Genomic DNA, 17,929 nt, shown 5'->3' on the forward strand with positions numbered 1-17,929 from the left:
GGTCCGCTTCTAATTGCTGAAATACTGATGCCGGCACAGTGGCCGGCAAGACATGTGAAACAAGATGCGCCTCCCGAAAGGGAGGCGTTATTGTATAATGGCGATCCCGGCACTGGGGCCGGGATGACAGGCAAAAAAAAGAGTCTAGCAAAGGCTAGACTCTTTTTTAAATGCGTTTCGCGGCTTTTGGCCGGAGCGCAACGCGATTAGAGGCGTTCTGCAATCTGGACAGCGTTAAGAGCTGCACCCTTGCGGATTTGGTCGCCAACAATCCAGATGTTCATGCCATTATCGCAAGCGAGGTCCTTGCGGATACGGCCAACGTAGACGTCGTCCGTGCCCATGAGGTTGAGCGGCATCGGGTAGACGTTGTTTGCAACGTCATCGCAGAGCTGGAGGCCTTCGCCGTTCTTGATGGCGTTGCGGACTTCTTCGATAGAAAGCGGACGTTCCGTTTCGAAGCTGATGGCTTCGGAATGGCAGCGGAGTGCAGAAACGCGGACGCAGGTTGCTGCGCAGCGGACGTCGCTGTGCATAATCTTGCGCGTTTCGTTGAACATCTTCATTTCTTCCTTCGTGTAGTCGTTTTCCGTCATCTTGTCGATCTGCGGAATCACGTTGTACGCGAGCTGGAACGGGAACTTGTTGATGTGCGTGGTGGTGCCCGTCTCGATGATGTCCTTGTACTGCTGCTTGAGTTCTTCCATGGCGATGGCACCTGCGCCGCTTGCGCTCTGGTAAGAAGAAATGTGAATCTTCTTGATGTGAGAAATCTTCTCGATCGGGTTCAAGACCACAACCATCATGATGGTCGTGCAGTTCGGGTTGGCGATAATGCCCTTGCCGCCGTTTTCAGCCTTGTAGAGCTTGATGTCTTCGGGGTTCACTTCGGGCACGACCAGCGGGACCTTCGGGTCCATGCGGAAGAAGCTCGTGTTGTCGACGACCACGGCGCCGTTCTCGACGGCGATGGGGGCGAATTCCTGGGAAATCGCGGCACCGGCGGAGCTGAGCACCAGGTCGATACCCTTGAAGGAATCCTTGTTCAGGACTTCGCACTTGAGCGATTCGCCCTTGAACTTGAATTCCTTGCCCGCGCTGCGCTCGGAAGCGAGGAGCTTGAGGCTCTGCAGCGGGAAGTTGCGTTCCTCGAGGATGGAGAGGATTTCCTGGCCGACGGCGCCGGTTGCGCCCATGATGGCAACGTTGCGAATCATAATTAACCTTTAATTATCTTCTTGTTGAGGTTGGTAGTTTGATTTTAAGTTCTCGATGTCCTTCCAGAAGCGGTCCAGTGATACCCTTGCCTGCGTAATCTGGTTTCTGCACTGACTGTACTGGTTGGCCTGCTCCTGTGCGTTTTCTTGCAGGGTGTAGGTGTACAGCGAGTACGCGGCAAGGCGGACGCTTTCGCTCGCCTGGATGATTTCGGAGTGTGCCTCGCTCGATTCGTGCGGATGGAACAGCCCGAGAGTCTTCTTGTTGAGTGCGGTCGCGTTGTTGTTGATGGCGAGCGCCTGCTGGCTTTTTTGCTCGCGTTCGGATTCGGACGCGTTTGCGGGAATGGTCCCGAAGCTCTCGATGCTCGCCATGATGGAGTTCATGCGGTCGATGACTTTGGTGCACTCGTCGACATACTTGTCGAGTCTGCTCCTGGCGGCATCGCTCAGACGCGGCTGCGCGCCTGGGGTGGCCGTCCCGGCATTCGGCGCTGCGGAGCGGCCTTTCGGGGCCTCTTGCCACTTGCCTCCTTCACCGTTCTGGAACGAGGCGATGTAGTCCTGGTATTTCGCGTTCTGGGCGGCTAGCTCGGCGGGCGTGTAGTCGGCCGTAACGAGGAGGGTCGGGCGCTCCCAGTAGGCGATTCCCACGAAAGCCGAAAGCATGAATACGCAAAAAAGGATGTTCGCGACTTTCGCCGGGACATCCTCGCTGCGGATAACGTTCAGAATTCCGAACAAGAGAAGACTTGCAAATGCTAGAAGCAGTCCGCCGTCGGCGTTGTAGCTGATGAAGGAGTTCTTCGTGAAGTAGAAGAGACAGTCCATTACGACGACGAGGAACGAAAGCCCCGCGCCGATAATCTTGTGCATGCGCTCGGGGGCGGCTGCCGTCTGGAGAATAGTGATGAACGTGATCCCGAGCGGGAGCACGAACATCAATGAAATATTGGCTACGTCCTGGTTCATAGTCGAACGCTAGAACGGGAGGTCGTCGTCGCCCTCGGGCATGGCGCTTTCGAAGGCGGGGGCGCTGTTCTGTGAAGAATAGCTGTTGCCCTGGTTGGCGCTTTGGTAGTTGCCGCCCTGGCCGGCACCCGGGGTGCGGGGGCCGAGGAGCTGGAAGGTGTCCATGTTCACTTCGGTTGCGTAGCGCTTCTGGCCGTTCTGGTCGGTCCAGCTGCGGTTGGTGAGGGTGCCTTCCACGTAGAGGCTCATGCCCTTGCGGATGCCGAGCTGTTCGACGATGTCGGCAATCTTGCCCCAGCCGACGATGTTGTGCCAGTCGGTCTGTTCTTTTTGTTCGCCATTGTTGTCGCGGTAACGGCGGCTAGTGGCGAGGGAGAAGGCGACGCGCTTGCGGCCGCCGGTTTGGCTCATGCGAATTTCAGGGTCCTTTCCGATGTTACCAATGAGCATCACTTTGTTTAGATATGCCATATTTTTACCTGTCTGTTGTTTTTTGTTTCTATTCCAAAAATAAAAAAAACATTTTGACACTTTGTGCCATTTTGGGGATTTTTTTTGACTTTGACTACATTATTTTATATTTTGGGACATATGACTACTTTGGCTCTTTCACGTTTTGAAAAGGTTTTTCCCGTAAATCTCCGCGGCAAGCGCCTCGGCGCCGTCCTCCACCCGGCATCGGTCCTCCCGGACCTGCACTACACCCTTGACCTCCTCAAGGAATACGACGGCAAGCTGTTCAAGCTTTCGGCCCTCTTTGGCCCGCAGCACGGCATCAAGGGCCACACACAGGACAATATGATCGAGTGGGAGGGCTACACCGACCCCGAACTGGGCATACCCGTCTATAGCCTGTACGGCGAACACCGCGAACCCACGCCCGAGATGCTTAGCCACGTGGACATGATGCTCGTGGACTTGCAGGACGTTGGCGCCCGCTACTACACGTTCATCTGGACGTTGTTCCTTTGTATGAAAGCCTGCGAGAAGGCCGGCATCCCTGTCATCGTTGTGGACCGTCCGAACCCCATCAACTGTGTGGACGAGGAAGGCCCGGTGCTGGATCTAGGCTACACGAGTTTCGTGGGACTCCACAGCATCCGCACGCGTCACGCGAAGACCATTGGCGAACTTGCGGTGCAGTTCAAGGAAGAACGCTTCCCCAAGTGCGAACTCTATGTGCTCGGCATGGAAGGCTACGACAAAAAGATGTGGTACGACCAGACGGGGCTCCCGTGGATTTTACCGAGCCCGAACATGCCTACGCTCGATACCGCCATCGTTTATCCGGGCATGTGCCTTTTCGAGGCCACCAACGTGAGCGAAGGCCGCGGTACTACGCGCCCGTTCGAGATTTTCGGTGCGCCGTTTATCGATGCCGTAAAGCTCTGCAAGTACATGAACGGGCTCAAGCTTCCCGGCGTGTACTTCCGTGAGAACTACTTCCAGCCCACGTTCCACAAGGGCGCGGGGCAGATTTGCGGAGGCGCGCAGATACACGTGCTCGACCGTGACAAGTTCCGCAGTTTCGACATGGCGGTAAAGCTGTTGCAGTACATCTTCAACGAGTACCCGAAGGATTTCGCCTGGAAGCAACCGCCCTACGAATATGAGTTCAAGAAGTTGCCCATCGACATCCTGCTCGGCAACGGCACGTTCCGCAAGGAATTTATCGAAAGTAGCATTTAACCGCGGCACGACCGCAAATAAAGAGGCTTACATGATTCAACCGGTCAATGGAAAATTTGAAATGCCCGCCCTTCCGTATGCGGCGGGGGACTTGGCTCCGGCACTGAGTGCTGAAACCATTGAATTTCACTATGCGAAACACCTGCAGACTTACCTCAACAACCTGAATGCGGCCCTCCCGGGGAGTGCCTTCGAGGGCAAGTCTATCGAAGACATCGTGAAAAGCGCCGAAGGGGGCGTGTTCAACAATGCGGGGCAGTTCCTGAACCACTACATGTATTTTATGCAGTTCAGGTCTCCGTCTGCTAGCAATACGCCGTTCGGTAAAATTGCCGAGGCTATTGTCCGCGACTTTGGTTCCTTCGAAAAGTTCCAGGAAGAATTCCAGGCGAAGGGAGCCTCCCTCTTCGGTTCCGGCTGGGTCTGGCTATCCGCCGACGCATCGGGCAAACTCGTGATTACGCAGGAAGGCAACGCCCAGAACCCGCTCGCCAGGGGCCTCAAGCCGCTTCTCACGTTCGACGTGTGGGAACATGCCTACTACATCGACTACCGCAACCGCCGCCCGGACTACCTCAAGGCGCTGTGGAGCATCATCGATTGGGACGTGGTGAACAATAGGCTCTAGTCGCGGGGATATTTTTCTATCTTTGCGCTCATGAAAGTCCTTTTATACGATACAACCCTCCGTGACGGTAACCAAGACCGCAAGATAAGCCTTTCTCTCGCCGACAAGCTGCAGATTGCGCGAATTCTTGACCATTTCGGTTTTGACTACATCGAAGGGGGCTGGCCCAATCCGAGCAACCCGACCGACGAGGAATTCTTCCGCAAAATCAAGGAAGTGAAGCTGAAACATGCGAAGATCGCCGCGTTCGGCTCTACGCGCCGTCCGAAGGTGTTGCCCGAGAATGACCCGCTGCTGCAGGCGCTCGTGAAGTCGGAAGCCCCGGTCAAGACGATTTTCGGCAAGAGCTGGGACCTGCACGTGACCGACGTCATCCGCACCACGCTAGAAGAGAACCTCGACATGATCGAGTCTTCCGTCGACTACCTCAAGGACCATTCCGAGGAGGTGATTTACGATGCGGAACATTTCTTTGACGGCTACAAGGCGAACCCGCAATACGCTATCGAGACGCTGAAGGCTGCGGAACGCGGCCGTGCGGACTGCATCGTGCTTTGCGATACGAACGGCGGGACGATGCCGTGGGAACTTGAACAGATTGTGAAGGACGTTAAGAAACAGATTTCGACGCCCATCGGCATCCACGTGCATAATGACGCGGGCCTTGCCGTATGCAACAGTATTTATGCCGTCAAGTGCGGTGCGACTATGGTGCAGGGCGTTGTGAATGGCTATGGCGAGCGTTGCGGAAACGCAAACCTCACGACCATTGCCGCCGATCTTCATTTCAAGATGGGCGCAAAGTTCTTTGCCGCCAAAAAAATGGCTCGCCTCCGCCAGCTGAGCAGCAACGTGGACCAGATTGTGAACCTCCCGAGCGACGTGCATGCCCCGTACGTGGGCGATGCGGCGTTTGCGCACAAGGGCGGTGCCCATATCGACGGCGTGATGAAGGTGAGCCGCAGCTTCGAGCATATCGACCCGCACGAGGTGGGTAACGACCGCGTGTTCGTCACGAGCGACCAGGCGGGCGGTTCCCTCGTTGTGGAAAAGCTCAGGGCCATCAAGCCGGGCATCGACAAGAAGGATCCGGTTGTGGGCAAGCTGCTCACGCTCATCAAGGAGCGTGAAAACGCGGGCTGGCATTTCGACTCTGCCGAGGCGAGTTTCAAGATGCTCGTTTACCGCCACCTCGGAATGGTTCAGGAACCGTTCAAGGTGCTGGGCTACCGCGTCATCGAAGACAAGACTCCGCAGGGTGTGTCCGTTTCGCAGGCGACCGTCAAGCTCCAGATTGGCGACAAGATTAGCCATCAGGTGAGCGAAGGCGACGGCCCGGTGAACGCTCTCGACGCGGCGCTGCGTAAGGCTTTGCTCCCGTTCTTCCCGAACATGGCGAAAGTCAAGCTCGATGACTACAAGGTGCGCGTGCTGGGGTCCAACGTGGCTTCTGACGCGACGGTGCGCGTGTGGACGACCTTTGGCGACGAGAAGGGCTACTGGAATGTGGTCGGAGTCTCGAGCAACATCATCGAGGCGAGCTGGATGGCGTTTGTCGATGGGCTTACCTACAAGATTCTTGTGGACAACAAGGTCATCGAGGGTGCCTATAAGCATATCGACGTGAAGCCGGTTGCTTCGAAAGCTGCTGTGAAGGACGAGGAACCCGCTCCTGCGAAGCCGAAGAAACTCTCTGCCCGCAAGGTGAAGAATCTCGCTGACATCACGAGGAACAAGAAGAGGAAGTAGCCTCTTCTGGAAATCTTTATGATAAGCATTACCAAGCTTTTGATGGATACTCCGAACTTCGGGGACCAGCTCCGCTATGAACCGCGGGCCCATGAGTGCAAGAATGGCGTGGCGCCGGGACGCGGCCCCGTGGTGGTATGGAACTGCACCAAGACGTGCAACTTGAGCTGCGTGCACTGTTACGCCCGCTCCGAAGCCATCAAGTACCAGAACGAATTGACCCACGAAGAAGGCTTGGCGCTTATTGACCAACTTGCCGATTTCAAGGTGCCGGTAATCCTCTTTAGCGGTGGTGAACCGCTCTTGCGCCCGGACTTTTTTGAACTTGCGAACTATGCGGCAAGCAAGGGAATTCGCCCGACCATCAGCACGAACGGCACCTGCATTACGCCCGATGTCGCCCAGAAACTCAAGGATATGGGTGTGGGCTACGTGGGCATTAGCCTGGACGGTTGCGAAGCGACGCACGACAAATTCCGCGGCAAGGAAGGCGCTTACAAACTCGCTTTGCGCGGAATCCGCAATTGTGTGGCGACGGGCCAGAAGGTGGGCCTTCGCTTTACTATTACGCGCTACAACGTGCAAGACTTGAATGCGATTTTTGACTTGCTCGAAGCCGAAAATATCGACCGCGTATGCTTCTATCACCTGGTTTACAGCGGGCGCGGTTCCGCGATGGTCGCAAACGACTTGAACCACGAAGAGAGCCGCAAGGCGATGGACCTGATTATTGACCGCACGCTCGACTTCAAGAAGCGCGGGATAAACAAGGAAATTCTGACCGTCGATAACCACGCCGATGCAGTCTACCTTTACTTGCGCATGAAGCGCGAGGACCCTGCCCGAGCAGAGAAGGTGCTGGAACTCATCCAGCGTAATGGCGGTAACCGCAGCGGCATGGCGTTTGGCAACATCGACAGCATCGGAAACGTTCACCCTGACCAATTCACGCAGTACATTACCCTCGGGAATGTGCGCGAAAGGAACTTCGGAGAAATCTGGAGCGACGAATCGAACCCGATTATGGCGGGTCTCAAGAACAGGAAGCCGATTTTGAAGGGACGCTGCCCCAAGTGCGCCTACTTGAACCTTTGCAACGGCAATTTCCGCACTCGCGCCGAAGCCGTCACGGGCGACTTCTGGGAACAGGATCCGGCTTGCTACCTGACGGACGAGGAAATATCCTGACCCCGCTCGAACAAACGCTTCTGGATACCATTCAGGACGCCTTCCCGCTGGAAGAGCGCCCTTATCGTGTGCTTACGGATGTCCTGAATGGGCGAGGAGAGGGTGAAACCGTCACCGAACAGGCTGTCTTCGAAGCGGTCGAGAACCTCCGCAATTCTGGGATTGTCCGTCGCATCGGTGGCATCTACGACTCGCAAAAACTCGGCTTTATTTCGCGGCTCTGTGCGGGCAAGGTTTCTGATGTGGATAAATTCGCAACTGCAGTCAACGGGATCCCTGCGATTACGCACAACTATGTGCGCTCCCACGAATACAACGTCTGGTTTACCGTTATCGCGGAGTCCGAAGGTGAAATTCGTGCGGTTGTCGAGGGGCTTTGCTCCACTACGGATTTGCACGACGTGCATATCCTTGCCGCAACGAAAAAGTTTAAGATAAACACGGTGATGGGGAAGGGCGCAGACGAAAGAAATGAAGATTTCCGTGATTCTATCGGGGCTTTGCCCCTCCAGAATGACAGCGGGAATGATGATCGGGGTGTGCAATTCGTTACCGCGTTGTCGTCGTCCGACAGGGCCCGCATCCGCATCGCCTGTGGCGACATCCCGCATTCGCTCACGCCGTTTGCGGACTGGGGTGTTCCTATCGAGGCCCTCCGCGACGACCTTGCGCAAAAGAGAATGCGCCGTTTCGGGGCTATCCTTCGGCACCAGGATGCGGGTTTCGCGTTCAATGCGATGGTGTGCTTTGATGCCCCGGGCTCTGCCGGCGATGTCCTCGCGCAAAAGCCCTATGTATCCCATTGTTACGAGCGCCCTTCCTTCGAAGGCTTCCCTTACACGCTCTATGCGATGATGCATGCCCAGTCTGCCGCGGAACTCGAAACATTCATAAAGGGTGCCGCGGAATCTATCGGGAGTCCCGATTATGTCGTGCTCCATTCCCTCCGCGAACTCAAGAAAACAAGCTTTGATTTTTTCGCCTAGCGGCGCTGTCAGAAATATAGCCTAAGGGGTGGCCTGCAGGTATATTCCCACGCGGTGTCCCGTCTCGAATCCGAAGAGGGTCCCGTCGTGGATTTCGTAGTTGAAACCGATGCCGACCGGTAGCCCGTAGATTCTGAAGAAGCGGGTGGCATCGAATTTCATTTTATAACCCCGGTATTTGTCGTCCATCTTGCGGAAGCGCTTGTCGAGGTTTCTGTTCTCGGAATCCGTGATGCGCGCCTGGTAGAGGAATACCTCGCTAAATTTCCAACCTGTATGGAGAGAGTCGTTCCAGCCGAGTTTCCACACGAAGGACGCCTTGATGCCGATTTCATCGCCCGGCATGTAGTTCTTGTCTTCGAGGAACATGTTGTAGCGCAGGGAGGTGCCTAAAACGAGGTGCCTTGAAAATTGCAGGTAAGTGAACGGTTCGACGTTGAGGCGGTGGAACCGGTTCTTTTGCGATCCTTCGCCGGGCGGGAATCTCCAGCCCAGATCGAGCCCGATGTTTTTATACAGGATCCCGCGGATTCCCGCATACGTCTCGTTGAATCCGTTCACGTGCAGGTTGCAGTAGTTGTGGAGATACCCTTCGGTCGAATACTCGTAGCTGTAGCTCATGAAACGGAAGGAGCCGTCGACATAAAGGCTGATACGCGAAAGCGGGGCGTATTCCAGCGAGACTGCCATGTCTGTGCTGTAGACATCTTCGTCCAGTTCCTCGGTTCCCTGGATGCTGAGGCTGCTTGCGGGCGGCAGAATCGGATGCAGGACCTCGGTGGCGTGTGCCGCCACGGCGAACAAAAACAAGGTGCATGCGATTGCCGGTTTCATGGGGAGAAAGATAAAAATTGTTATTTTAGATGCAGGATGCGTGAACATTTTCGACAGTGCATATTGCCGGTTGCAGTTGCGGTGCTTCTGTGCTTTGGCTGTTGTGTGGTCGGATGCCAGAACGAGACGACCGACCCGTCTCCCGACTATTTGCCGCTCGACGATTCCGAATATCCCTATGCAGACTTGCCACGTATTGTCATCGAAACCGAGAATTTTTCGGGCATCCGCGACCGGGAAACAATCCATCCTTCGCTTCTTCAAATTTATGGGGAGTCGGGCCCCGAAAGCGAAGTCCTGGAGCTGACAGTCCATGGTCGTGGCAATTCGAGTTTCAAGATGCCCAAGTACGGCCTGAAACTGGAATTTAAGGATAAACTCGCCTTTCTTGGAATGCCCGCAAGTCGTGACTGGGTGCTTGTGGCCAACTATGGCGACAAGGCGCACCTGCGAAACTATATGGCAACGCGTCTTTCGGAATGGTTGGGCATGCCGTACACGCCGCGCTGCCGCTTTGTGGAACTTTACTTGAACCGCAGGTATATGGGGCTCTACCTCCTCATGGAATCGGTCAAGGTCGCGAAGGAACGCGTGAACATCGCGGAAAACGACACCTCGTTCCTTTTCGAGAAGGAAGGCGAAAAGAAGATAGATTCACCGTTCTTTCGTTCGTGCACGGGAGAACCGTTCCACGTGAGGTCTCCCAAGAATGTGTCGCAGGAGTCGATGGAGCTTTTGCGAACGCACCTGTGTGACTTTGAACGCTGCCTGCAGCGGGCCTGCACCATAGATAGCGGTGCTGTCGCGGAATGGGTGGATATGGACGATTTTATGCCCTATTACTGGGTCCAGGAATTCTCGAAGAACGAGGATGCCAATTTTGGCAGAAGCATTTTCATGACATGGCAGAAGGGCGGCAAGATTCATTTTGGCCCGATTTGGGATTTCGATATATCTTTCGGCAACGAATCCTACGAGCGGAACCGCGGTTTCGACGGTTGGTACATCCGGAAATACAGGTGGTTCGGTTCCATGTTCCGGAGCCCGGAAGTGAAAGAGGAGGCGAGGCTGTATTGGATGGAACACCGCGAGACAATCCACGCCCTGGCCGACAGCGTCCCCCTGTATAGGGCCATCATCGAAAAGGCCGTCAAGAACGAATACCGGCGTTGGCCGATAATGAGCAATACCGAGAACTGGGCGCTCAAGGAGCCCTACGAGGACTATGCAGAGGCCATTTCGGTCATGCTGGACTGGATGGAACGGCGTTTTCAGTGGATCGATGCCGAATTGAACGATGGATCCTAAGCAAAATTTATTGGAAGGTTGACGGCTGTAATGATGGTTATATAATCAGTCCAAGATTGGATTCGTCCTTTCCGGGGAACATGGATGCTGGGCTTTATTTAGATGAGACTCCATACATGTCAATGCGGTTTTCTCACGAGTTTAGTGGAAAAATTACGGTTGGTGGACCCTATTCCAGCGTAATTGTGGGAGTAGAAGTTGGTTTGTCGAATCCGATTTTTGGGGGAACGATTTCGTGTCCGACTGTAGAAGTACGTGGTGTGGACTATAGTTCGTCTTCTTCCTCTTCTGGGTCTATCGCTTGTGGCGACATGTGGTGCGGGCTTAAACAAGAGATTAAGGGGGCTTGGACATATAGTTGGGTAAATACAGGACATAATAAGTCTCTAAATGATGGGTATTATATCGTGGGAGCCCGAAAGGGCGCTGATGTTACAGATTGGGATGGTCTCTGTATTGTTTACAAGTCTACGGTAGACTTTTATTTAGAGATTCCTGTCGAGAATGAGGCAGTCGTAGTTGATTATGATAATTTCAACTACAAGTTGCCCAAGACGTCTGAAATGTCTGTTGTAAATATTCCATGGGACAATTTCAAACAGGGCGGTTGGGGTAAAAAAATTGATCGAGCAGAAGCATTAAAAAAGGTAGCAGCCGTCACGTTGGAATTTAATGATGAAGTTGGTTCCCCGCAAGATTTCTTCATACAGTTCGTCGGCCGCTATAATTCGTGCCAGTAATTCCTAGTGCTTGACGCCGTATAGTTTTGCGGCAACTGCAGTAATTGGTTGTCCCTGCCTCTGTGCAGGGATTTCTTTTTCTATCTTTGGGCCATGCGCAAAATCTACATGGCAGGCATGAGCCACAAGGTGGCCGAAATCGCAGTCCGCGAGAAGTTTTACATCCCGATGGAAGTGAAGACGGAAGCGCTCGGCCATTCTCCGTTTGACGAACTCCTGATTCTTGCGACGTGCAACCGTACCGAAGTCTACGTGGCATCGGACAGGGATATTGCCGAGGCGGAACTCGTGCAGTACGTGTGCAAGCTTGCGGGGCAAAGGTTCGAGGATTTTGCGAAGTTTTTTTACTTTAAGACGGGTGACGACGTTGCGCATCATGTGATGAACGTGTCTGCTGGGCTCGATTCCGTGGCCGTGGGCGAGGACCAGATTCTGCACCAGATTGGCCGTGCCTACGAGACGGCGCACAACCTGCATGCGACGGGGAACAGCCTCAACAAGTTATTCCAGGGGGCAATCCACACCACCAAACGCATCAAGACGGAGACAAACCTGAGCAAGCTCAGTTGCAACATCCCGTTTTTGGCGATGAAGCAGGTGCAGCGCACGTTCGATGACCTCGAAAACCGCTCCGTGTATATCGTGGGCCTAGGCGAGATGGGTTCCCTGATGCTCAAGTACGTGCAGGAATACACCACGAATATCTTTGCGAGCAGCAGAACTTTCGCAAATGCCGAAAAGTTTGCAGACGTGCTCACCCCCGTGAAGCTCGAGGACCGCTACAAGGTGCTGGGCAAGTGCGATGTTGTCGTACTGTGCAGCATCTGCCAGGAACCCCTTATCACGAAGGATGAATTCGAGAAGGTCACTGAGTTGGTTGGTGAGCCTGCCGAACCAGCCGAAGTGACCGACCGACGGAAACGCTTGATTATTGACCTCGGTAGCCCGCGCAATGCGGTAGCCTCCATTGGCGAAATTCCCGGCGTGCAGTACGTGTGCGTCGATGACCTCGAAAAGATTGTTTCGGAGAACCGCCGCCTGCGCATGGTGGAACTCGAGGCCGCGCAGAAGATCTTGAAGGAAGGCCTGGACGAGTTCTTGCAGTGGTACCGCATGGACGAGGTTTCGAAGGATATCCGCGTGCATGCCGACAGGATGGTTGCAACCGCGAACGAGGAATCCGAAAAGCTGTTGCGCTCGATGCCCGACTTGCCGGAAAATGAACGCGAACGCATCCGCATGATGTACGAACGCTTTGCGAAGAAGATGGCGAACGATTACCTGTACAAGGTAAAGGCGGGCAATTCGCCCGAAGACGTGAAGGTGTTCCTCAAGTGCCTGGAGGCAAGCGATGAATAATGCCGTTTTTTCGCAGGGCGGAAATGTGCGCCCGCTGCGGATTGCAACGCGCAAGAGCGCCCTTGCCGTGGCGCAGACTACGCTTGCCGCCAACGCCCTCGTGTCGGCGAACCCGGGCCTCACGTACGAACTCGTGACGATGACGACCGAGGGCGACCGAAGGCTCGACAAGTCCCTTGCGAGCTTCGGTGGCAAGGGTGTGTTCATCAAAGAACTCGAAGTCGCGCTGCTCGAAGATCGCGCCGATATTGCGGTCCACAGCCTCAAGGACATGCCGGCAGAAGTCTTGCCGGAATTCAGGCTGGCCGCAGTCCTCAAACGCGAGGACCCGCGCGATGCGTTTATTGCCCGCGGTGGTGCAGGCGGCGTGCACTTTATGGACCTGCCTTCGAGTGCCCGCGTCGGTACGGGCAGCATCCGCAGGGTGGTGCAGCTCAAGGCGCTCCGTCCGGACTTGGAATTCGTGCCCATCCGTGGGAATATCCAGACGCGCCTCTCGAAACTTGATGAACTCGACGGCGTCGTGCTTGCGGCTGCAGGCCTCAAGCGCATGGGCCTTGCAGACCAGGTGACGGAATACTTCGATACCGATAAAGTTTTGCCTGCATCTGGCCAGGGAATCCTCGCGATTGAAACTTTGGCCGATTGTCATTCTGGAGGGAGCCTTGCGACCGATAGAATCCAGACCATTCTTTCCCGCGTGAACGACGCTCCCACCTATTGTATCGCAGTTGCCGAGATGGCCTTCCTCAAGGCGCTCAATGCGGGTTGCCAGTTCCCGGTGGCGAGTTTTGCCGAATTCGTCGCCGATGCGAGCAATTTGAAAATCCGCGGCATCTACTGGGACGAATCTTCACAGCGCTTGCTCCGTGCGGAACATGGCGTGCAGTTTGGTGCGCTTGAATCCGGTGTGGGCGAATCGTTTGAAAATGCTGTGATGCAGGCTCGCGAGGCGGGTGTTGCGCTTGCGGGCAAGATTCGCGAACAGTTGTAGTTTATTGAAGGTTTGTAATGAGCGGTGCTGGAAAAGTTTACTTGATTGGTGCAGGTCCCGGAGACCCGGGGCTGTTGACGCTCCGTGGCAAGGAAATTCTGGAAAAGGCCGACGTGGTGGTGTACGACCGACTCGTTTCGCCTGCGATTCTCGGGTTCTGCAATCCGAAGGCCAAGATGGTAGACGTGGGCAAGATGCCGACGCACCATAAGGTCAAACAGTCTGAAATCAACAAGCTTCTGGTGCAGTTCGCAGGGGAAGTTCCCGGCGGTGTGATAGCGCGCCTCAAGGGCGGCGACCCGTTCGTGTTCGGGCGTGGCGGCGAGGAGGCCTTGGAATTGGTTGCCGCTGGCGTCGAATTCGAGATGGTCCCGGGCATCACGTCTGCAATCTCCGTGCCTGCGTATGCGGGCATACCTGTAAGTCATCGCGGGATTGCGACGAGCTTCCATATCATTACCGGCCATGAAAAGGCGGAGTCGGGCGATCCCCTTTCCCTTGACTTCGAGACTCTCGCGAAGTGCCCCGGCACGCTCATATTCCTGATGGGCATCGCCAACATGGATTTTATTGCCCGCCGGCTTATGGAATGCGGCAAGGACCCGAAAACGCCGCTCGCCTTTATCGAGAAGGGCACGACCCCGTACCAGCGCACCGTCATGGCGACGCTCGAGACTGCGGGAGAGACGATTGCCCGCGAAAACGTGACGGCACCTGCGATTACGATTATGGGTGGCGTCGTAGAACTCGGGCAAACGCTCGCGTGGAAAAAGAACTTGCCTCTTGCCGGCAAGCGCCTCGTGGTGACCCGTGCCGCAAAGCAGGCCAGCGGGATTACCGCACGCCTCACGGCTCTCGGCGCCGAAGTCATCGAAACCCCGATGATCGAAACCAGGGATGTCATCCCCGCGAAGGCGCGGATCTCCTCAGCCGATTTCAAAGCCCTCGCGAATTTCGACATCCTCGCCTTCACGAGCACGAACGGCGTGGAAAGTTTCTTCAGGCAGCTGTTCGCCGCAGGTTGTGATGTGCGCGTCCTTGCCGGAAAGAAGATTGCGAGCGTCGGCAAAATTACCGAAAAGAAGTTGCTCGAATACGGCATCCGCTGCGACTACGTGCCCGAAGACCATACCGGCGAAGGCCTTGGAAAGTTGCTTGCGGCAAAGGTGACCGCGGGGGAAATCGATGAATCCCGCATTCTCCTCCTGCAAGGCAATCTCGCGGACGATACGCTGTTGGAACTCCTGCCGAAATCGACCCGCTGGGTCGTTTACGAGACACTCCCTGTGACAGAACTTCCCGAATGGAAGCGCGAAGCCGTTGCCGGCGCCGATGCCGTCGTATTCGCGAGCACCAGCGCCGTCGAGAACTTTGTCAAGATGGCGGAAGCACGCCCGTCCCTTTCGTTCTGCATCGGTCGCATGACGGAAAATGCCGCCCGCAAGCATGGCTTTGAAACGGTGACGTCTGACGAGACGACTATGGATTCCCTCGTGAAGAAGATTGCGGAATATTATTCCGTGGCCCGCTAGCCATCAATCGAAAAATCCCGAATAAAAAAAGACGCAAGGACCGAAATCCTTGCGCCTTATCTGAGATGGCTTCAAGCTTTATTCCGCGAAGAGTGCCGTAGACAGGTAGCGGTCGCCGGTATCCGGGAGGAGAGCGACAATCGTCTTGCCCTTGTTTTCGGGACGCTTCGCGAGTTCCTTTGCAGCCCAGAGAGCAGCACCGGAAGAGATACCCACGAGCACGCCTTCTTTTTTGCCGATTTCGCGGCCGGCTTCGAAAGCAGCCTCGTTCTCGACAGCAATAATCTCGTCGTAGACCTTGGTGTTGAGCGTGTCAGGCACGAACCCGGCACCGATACCCTGGATCTTGTGGGAGCCCGCGACGCCCTTGCTGAGCACCGGAGAGCTGGCCGGTTCCACGGCCACGACCTTCACGTTCGGGTTCTTGCTCTTGAGGAATTCGCCCACGCCGGTCACGGTACCGCCAGTACCCACGCCCGCCACGAAGATATCGACCTTACCGTCGGTGTCTTCCCAGATTTCGGGACCGGTAGTGGCCCTGTGGGCGGCCGGGTTGGCGGGGTTCACGAACTGGCCCGGAATGAAGCTGTTCGGGATTTCCTTCGCGAGTTCATCTGCCTTGGCGATAGCGCCCTTCATGCCCTTCGCGCCTTCGGTCAGCACGAGTTCGGCACCGTAGGCCTTCATCAGCTGGCGACGTTCCACGCTCATGGTCTCGGGCATCACGATGATGATGCGGTAACCGCGGGCGGCAGCGACGGAAGCAAGACCGATACCGGTGTTACCCGAAGTCGGCTCGATGATGACGGAGCCGGCCTTGAGCTTGCCGCTCTTCTCGGCATCGTCGAGCATCGCCTTCGCGATACGGTCCTTCACGGAACCTGCGGGGTTGAAGTACTCGAGCTTCGCGAGAATCTTGGCTTCGAGGTTGTTGGAAGCTTCGACGTGAGTGAGTTCGAGGAGGGGGGTGTGACCAACAAGCTGGTCGGCAGAAGTGTAAATCTTAGACATTTTGAAATTCCTTTTTTTTTGTGATCCCCGCTAGTGCGCGTAGCCATCAGAGCGGGGATCTTGTTTAAAATTTTGTTGATGTTAAGCCGCGGTCGACGGCCCGAATGAAAAGCCTACTATCAGGGCCAACATCGAACAGAATTAAGGTAAAGTCCGTACATACTATAATTCCTTAGATTGCGTTCAAGGCCTGGTCGAGGTCGTTGATGATATCCTCGTAGTGTTCCGTACCGATGGAGAGGCGGATCGTGGCGGGGCTGATGCCTGCGGCGGCGAGTTCATCCGGAGTGAGTTCGGAGTGAGTCGTCGTGTAGGGGTGCACCACCAGGCTCTTCACGTCGGCGACGTTCGCGAGCAGGCTGAAAATCTTGAGGCTGTCGATGAACTTGAAGGCTTCTTCCTGGCCGCCCTTAACGTCGAACGTGAAGATGGAACCGCCGCCGTTCGGGAAGTAGCGTTCGTAGAGCTTGTGGTCCGGATGGTCCTTGAAGCTCGGGTGGTTGACCTTCGCGACCTTCGGGTGCTTCACGAGGAACTCGAGGACCTTCTTGGTGTTTTCCACGTGGCGGTCGAGGCGGAGCGAAAGCGTTTCCGTACCCTGGAGCAGCAGGAAAGCGTTGAACGGGGAAATCGCGGCACCTTCGTCTCGCAGGAGAATGGCGCGGATGTACACGATGTAGGCAGCGGCGCCAGCAGCGGCCGTGAAAGGCACGCCGTAGCTAGGGTTCGTCTCGGTAAACTGCGGGAACTTGCCGCTGGCAGCCCAGTCGAACTTGCCACCGTCAACGATGACACCGCCGAGAGTCGTACCGTGACCGCCGATGAACTTCGTAGCAGAATGGATCACGATGTCGGCGCCGTGTTCCAGCGGGCGGATCAGGTAAGGAGTACCGAAGGTATTGTCAATGAGCACCGGAATCTTGTGCTTGTGGGCAATTTCAGAAATGGCCTCGATATCCGGGATGTCGGAATGCGGGTTGCCGAGCGTCTCGATGAGCACGAGCTTCGTGTTGTCCTTGATGGAAGATTCGACTTCCTTCAGGTCACGGGTGTTCACGAAGGTCGTGTCAATGCCGAACGGACGGAGCGTGTGTTCCAGGAGGTTGTAGGTACCGCCGTAGATGGTGCGCTGGGCAACCACATGGTCACCCTTGCGGGCGAGAGCCGTGATGGCGTAGGTGAGGGCTGCGGCGCCAGAAGCGACGGCGAGACCTGCGATACCGCCTTCGAGGGCAGCAATGCGCTTCTCGAAAACATCCTGCGTGGTGTTGGTGAGGCGGCCGTAGATGTTGCCTGCATCCTTCAGATGGAAACGGTCGGATGCGTGCTGTGCGTTATGGAAAACGTAAGAGGTGGTCTGGTATATAGGAACCGCGCGGGAATCGGTTGCGGGGTCTGCCTGTTCCTGGCCAACATGGAGCTGAAGAGTTTCGAAGTGGAGCTTGTTCTGAGTAGTCATGTGTGAAATTCCTTTTTTCTGTTTTGTCATCCCCATGCAGGATGACTGTTAAATAGTGCCCCTATATTTCAAGCCGGGGCCCAGCCTGGCGGATTTAAGCTCCGCGAGCCTCACTTAGGGTACACATTCGATATTTCATAAGCTATCCTGCCTTCGCAAATCTTTCGTCTTGCTGTTTCTAGGTTTTAAAGTTTCTGGGCGGCGTTTCCGCCCGACGTGGAGTAAATTAGGATTTTATTCCTACCTTTTCAATAGGGAAATAA

General features: G+C 55.5%; 17 protein-coding genes. 11 read left to right on the forward strand and 6 right to left on the reverse strand.

Annotated features, from left to right (window positions below):
- The coding region (locus tag B2310_RS10435) for a hypothetical protein (protein WP_290731249.1) at positions 1-210 on the forward strand (210 nt) is incomplete at its 5' end.
- Here B2310_RS10435 and B2310_RS10440 read toward each other — a convergent pair.
- From B2310_RS10440 to B2310_RS10450, 3 genes are read right to left on the reverse strand one after another with little or no spacing between them, the layout of a single operon-like run.
- Positions 207-1,217 (reverse strand): aspartate-semialdehyde dehydrogenase, encoded by a 1,011-nt coding sequence (locus B2310_RS10440; RefSeq protein WP_290731252.1) that lies wholly within the window; start codon positions 1,215-1,217, stop codon positions 207-209. The two genes, B2310_RS10435 and B2310_RS10440, sit on opposite strands and share 4 nt — an antisense overlap.
- A 9-nt stretch (positions 1,218-1,226) precedes the next feature.
- Positions 1,227-2,189: a hypothetical protein gene (locus B2310_RS10445; RefSeq protein ID WP_173365386.1), complete on the reverse strand. Its 963-nt coding sequence runs from the start codon at positions 2,187-2,189 to the stop codon at positions 1,227-1,229.
- A 9-nt stretch (positions 2,190-2,198) separates the two neighbouring features.
- The gene (locus tag B2310_RS10450) at positions 2,199-2,660 is read right to left on the reverse strand and encodes a single-stranded DNA-binding protein (protein ID WP_173365385.1); all 462 of its coding nucleotides are present in this window, start codon (positions 2,658-2,660) and stop codon (positions 2,199-2,201) included.
- A 120-nt stretch (positions 2,661-2,780) separates the two neighbouring features.
- Here B2310_RS10450 and B2310_RS10455 point away from each other — a divergent pair, with 120 nt between their 5' ends.
- From B2310_RS10455 to B2310_RS10475, 5 genes are read left to right on the forward strand one after another with little or no spacing between them, the layout of a single operon-like run.
- Positions 2,781-3,878, forward strand: a complete 1,098-nt coding sequence (locus B2310_RS10455; protein ID WP_290731257.1) for an exo-beta-N-acetylmuramidase NamZ family protein — start codon at positions 2,781-2,783, stop codon at positions 3,876-3,878.
- Between the two features lie 31 nt (positions 3,879-3,909).
- Positions 3,910-4,506 carry a superoxide dismutase gene (locus B2310_RS10460; RefSeq protein WP_290731260.1) on the forward strand — a complete coding sequence of 199 codons (597 nt, stop codon included), beginning with the start codon at positions 3,910-3,912 and terminating at the stop codon, positions 4,504-4,506.
- A 30-nt stretch (positions 4,507-4,536) separates the two neighbouring features.
- The gene (gene cimA, locus B2310_RS10465) at positions 4,537-6,255 is read left to right on the forward strand and encodes a citramalate synthase (RefSeq protein WP_290731263.1); all 1,719 of its coding nucleotides are present in this window, start codon (positions 4,537-4,539) and stop codon (positions 6,253-6,255) included.
- A gap of 18 nt (positions 6,256-6,273) precedes the next feature.
- A complete protein-coding gene (gene nirJ1, locus B2310_RS10470; RefSeq protein ID WP_290726842.1) occupies positions 6,274-7,443 on the forward strand; it encodes a putative heme d1 biosynthesis radical SAM protein NirJ1 in 1,170 nt (389 codons plus the stop codon).
- The gene (locus B2310_RS10475) at positions 7,413-8,429 is read left to right on the forward strand and encodes an Lrp/AsnC family transcriptional regulator (RefSeq protein ID WP_290731266.1); all 1,017 of its coding nucleotides are present in this window, start codon (positions 7,413-7,415) and stop codon (positions 8,427-8,429) included. Before nirJ1 ends, B2310_RS10475 begins: the two co-directional genes overlap by 31 nt.
- 21 nt (positions 8,430-8,450) lie before the next feature.
- Here the strand turns inward: B2310_RS10475 and B2310_RS10480 are convergent, their stop codons facing one another.
- On the reverse strand, positions 8,451-9,263 hold the full coding sequence (locus B2310_RS10480; RefSeq protein WP_290726838.1) for a hypothetical protein: 813 nt from the start codon (positions 9,261-9,263) through the stop codon (positions 8,451-8,453).
- 36 nt (positions 9,264-9,299) lie between these two features.
- Between B2310_RS10480 and B2310_RS10485 the strand changes: the two genes are divergently transcribed.
- The 5 genes from B2310_RS10485 to cobA all read left to right on the forward strand — a co-directional run bounded on the left by B2310_RS10485 (position 9,300) and on the right by cobA (position 15,196).
- Positions 9,300-10,571, forward strand: coding sequence for a CotH kinase family protein (locus tag B2310_RS10485; protein WP_290726836.1), 1,272 nt, complete (start codon positions 9,300-9,302; stop codon positions 10,569-10,571).
- 80 nt (positions 10,572-10,651) lie between these two features.
- A complete protein-coding gene (locus tag B2310_RS10490) occupies positions 10,652-11,311 on the forward strand; it encodes a hypothetical protein (RefSeq protein ID WP_290726834.1) in 660 nt (219 codons plus the stop codon).
- A 93-nt stretch (positions 11,312-11,404) separates the two neighbouring features.
- Complete coding sequence (gene hemA / locus B2310_RS10495; protein ID WP_290731271.1) at positions 11,405-12,670, forward strand: glutamyl-tRNA reductase; 1,266 nt, start codon at positions 11,405-11,407, stop codon at positions 12,668-12,670.
- The gene (gene hemC / locus B2310_RS10500; RefSeq protein ID WP_290731274.1) at positions 12,663-13,664 is read left to right on the forward strand and encodes a hydroxymethylbilane synthase; all 1,002 of its coding nucleotides are present in this window, start codon (positions 12,663-12,665) and stop codon (positions 13,662-13,664) included. Before hemA ends, hemC begins: the two co-directional genes overlap by 8 nt.
- Before the next feature lie 17 nt (positions 13,665-13,681).
- Positions 13,682-15,196 carry a uroporphyrinogen-III C-methyltransferase gene (cobA, locus tag B2310_RS10505; RefSeq protein ID WP_290731277.1) on the forward strand — a complete coding sequence of 505 codons (1,515 nt, stop codon included), beginning with the start codon at positions 13,682-13,684 and terminating at the stop codon, positions 15,194-15,196.
- A 78-nt stretch (positions 15,197-15,274) separates the two neighbouring features.
- Here cobA and cysK read toward each other — a convergent pair whose 3' ends face one another.
- Both cysK and B2310_RS10515 read right to left on the reverse strand, forming a co-directional pair.
- On the reverse strand, positions 15,275-16,207 hold the full coding sequence (gene cysK, locus B2310_RS10510; RefSeq protein ID WP_072808735.1) for a cysteine synthase A: 933 nt from the start codon (positions 16,205-16,207) through the stop codon (positions 15,275-15,277).
- Between the two features lie 172 nt (positions 16,208-16,379).
- On the reverse strand, positions 16,380-17,666 hold the full coding sequence (locus B2310_RS10515; RefSeq protein WP_173382152.1) for an O-acetylhomoserine aminocarboxypropyltransferase/cysteine synthase family protein: 1,287 nt from the start codon (positions 17,664-17,666) through the stop codon (positions 16,380-16,382).
- Positions 17,667-17,929: the final 263 nt, after the last annotated feature.

Source organism: Fibrobacter sp. UBA3629, assembly GCF_002374005.1.
Classification (GTDB): domain Bacteria; phylum Fibrobacterota; class Fibrobacteria; order Fibrobacterales; family Fibrobacteraceae; genus Fibrobacter.

Coding starts and splice junctions, on each gene's coding strand:
- cimA (WP_290731263.1), top strand. CDS start 4,537: ATGAAAGTCCTTTTATACGATACAACCCTCCGTGACGGTAACCAAGAC.
- B2310_RS10485 (WP_290726836.1), top strand. CDS start 9,300: ATGCGTGAACATTTTCGACAGTGCATATTGCCGGTTGCAGTTGCGGTG.
- hemC (WP_290731274.1), top strand. CDS start 12,663: ATGAATAATGCCGTTTTTTCGCAGGGCGGAAATGTGCGCCCGCTGCGG.
- cobA (WP_290731277.1), top strand. CDS start 13,682: ATGAGCGGTGCTGGAAAAGTTTACTTGATTGGTGCAGGTCCCGGAGAC.
- B2310_RS10445 (WP_173365386.1), bottom strand. CDS start 2,189: ATGAACCAGGACGTAGCCAATATTTCATTGATGTTCGTGCTCCCGCTC.
- B2310_RS10460 (WP_290731260.1), top strand. CDS start 3,910: ATGATTCAACCGGTCAATGGAAAATTTGAAATGCCCGCCCTTCCGTAT.
- nirJ1 (WP_290726842.1), top strand. CDS start 6,274: ATGATAAGCATTACCAAGCTTTTGATGGATACTCCGAACTTCGGGGAC.
- B2310_RS10480 (WP_290726838.1), bottom strand. CDS start 9,263: ATGAAACCGGCAATCGCATGCACCTTGTTTTTGTTCGCCGTGGCGGCA.
- B2310_RS10515 (WP_173382152.1), bottom strand. CDS start 17,666: ATGACTACTCAGAACAAGCTCCACTTCGAAACTCTTCAGCTCCATGTT.
- B2310_RS10450 (WP_173365385.1), bottom strand. CDS start 2,660: ATGGCATATCTAAACAAAGTGATGCTCATTGGTAACATCGGAAAGGAC.
- B2310_RS10490 (WP_290726834.1), top strand. CDS start 10,652: ATGGATGCTGGGCTTTATTTAGATGAGACTCCATACATGTCAATGCGG.
- hemA (WP_290731271.1), top strand. CDS start 11,405: ATGCGCAAAATCTACATGGCAGGCATGAGCCACAAGGTGGCCGAAATC.
- B2310_RS10440 (WP_290731252.1), bottom strand. CDS start 1,217: ATGATTCGCAACGTTGCCATCATGGGCGCAACCGGCGCCGTCGGCCAG.
- cysK (WP_072808735.1), bottom strand. CDS start 16,207: ATGTCTAAGATTTACACTTCTGCCGACCAGCTTGTTGGTCACACCCCC.
- B2310_RS10455 (WP_290731257.1), top strand. CDS start 2,781: ATGACTACTTTGGCTCTTTCACGTTTTGAAAAGGTTTTTCCCGTAAAT.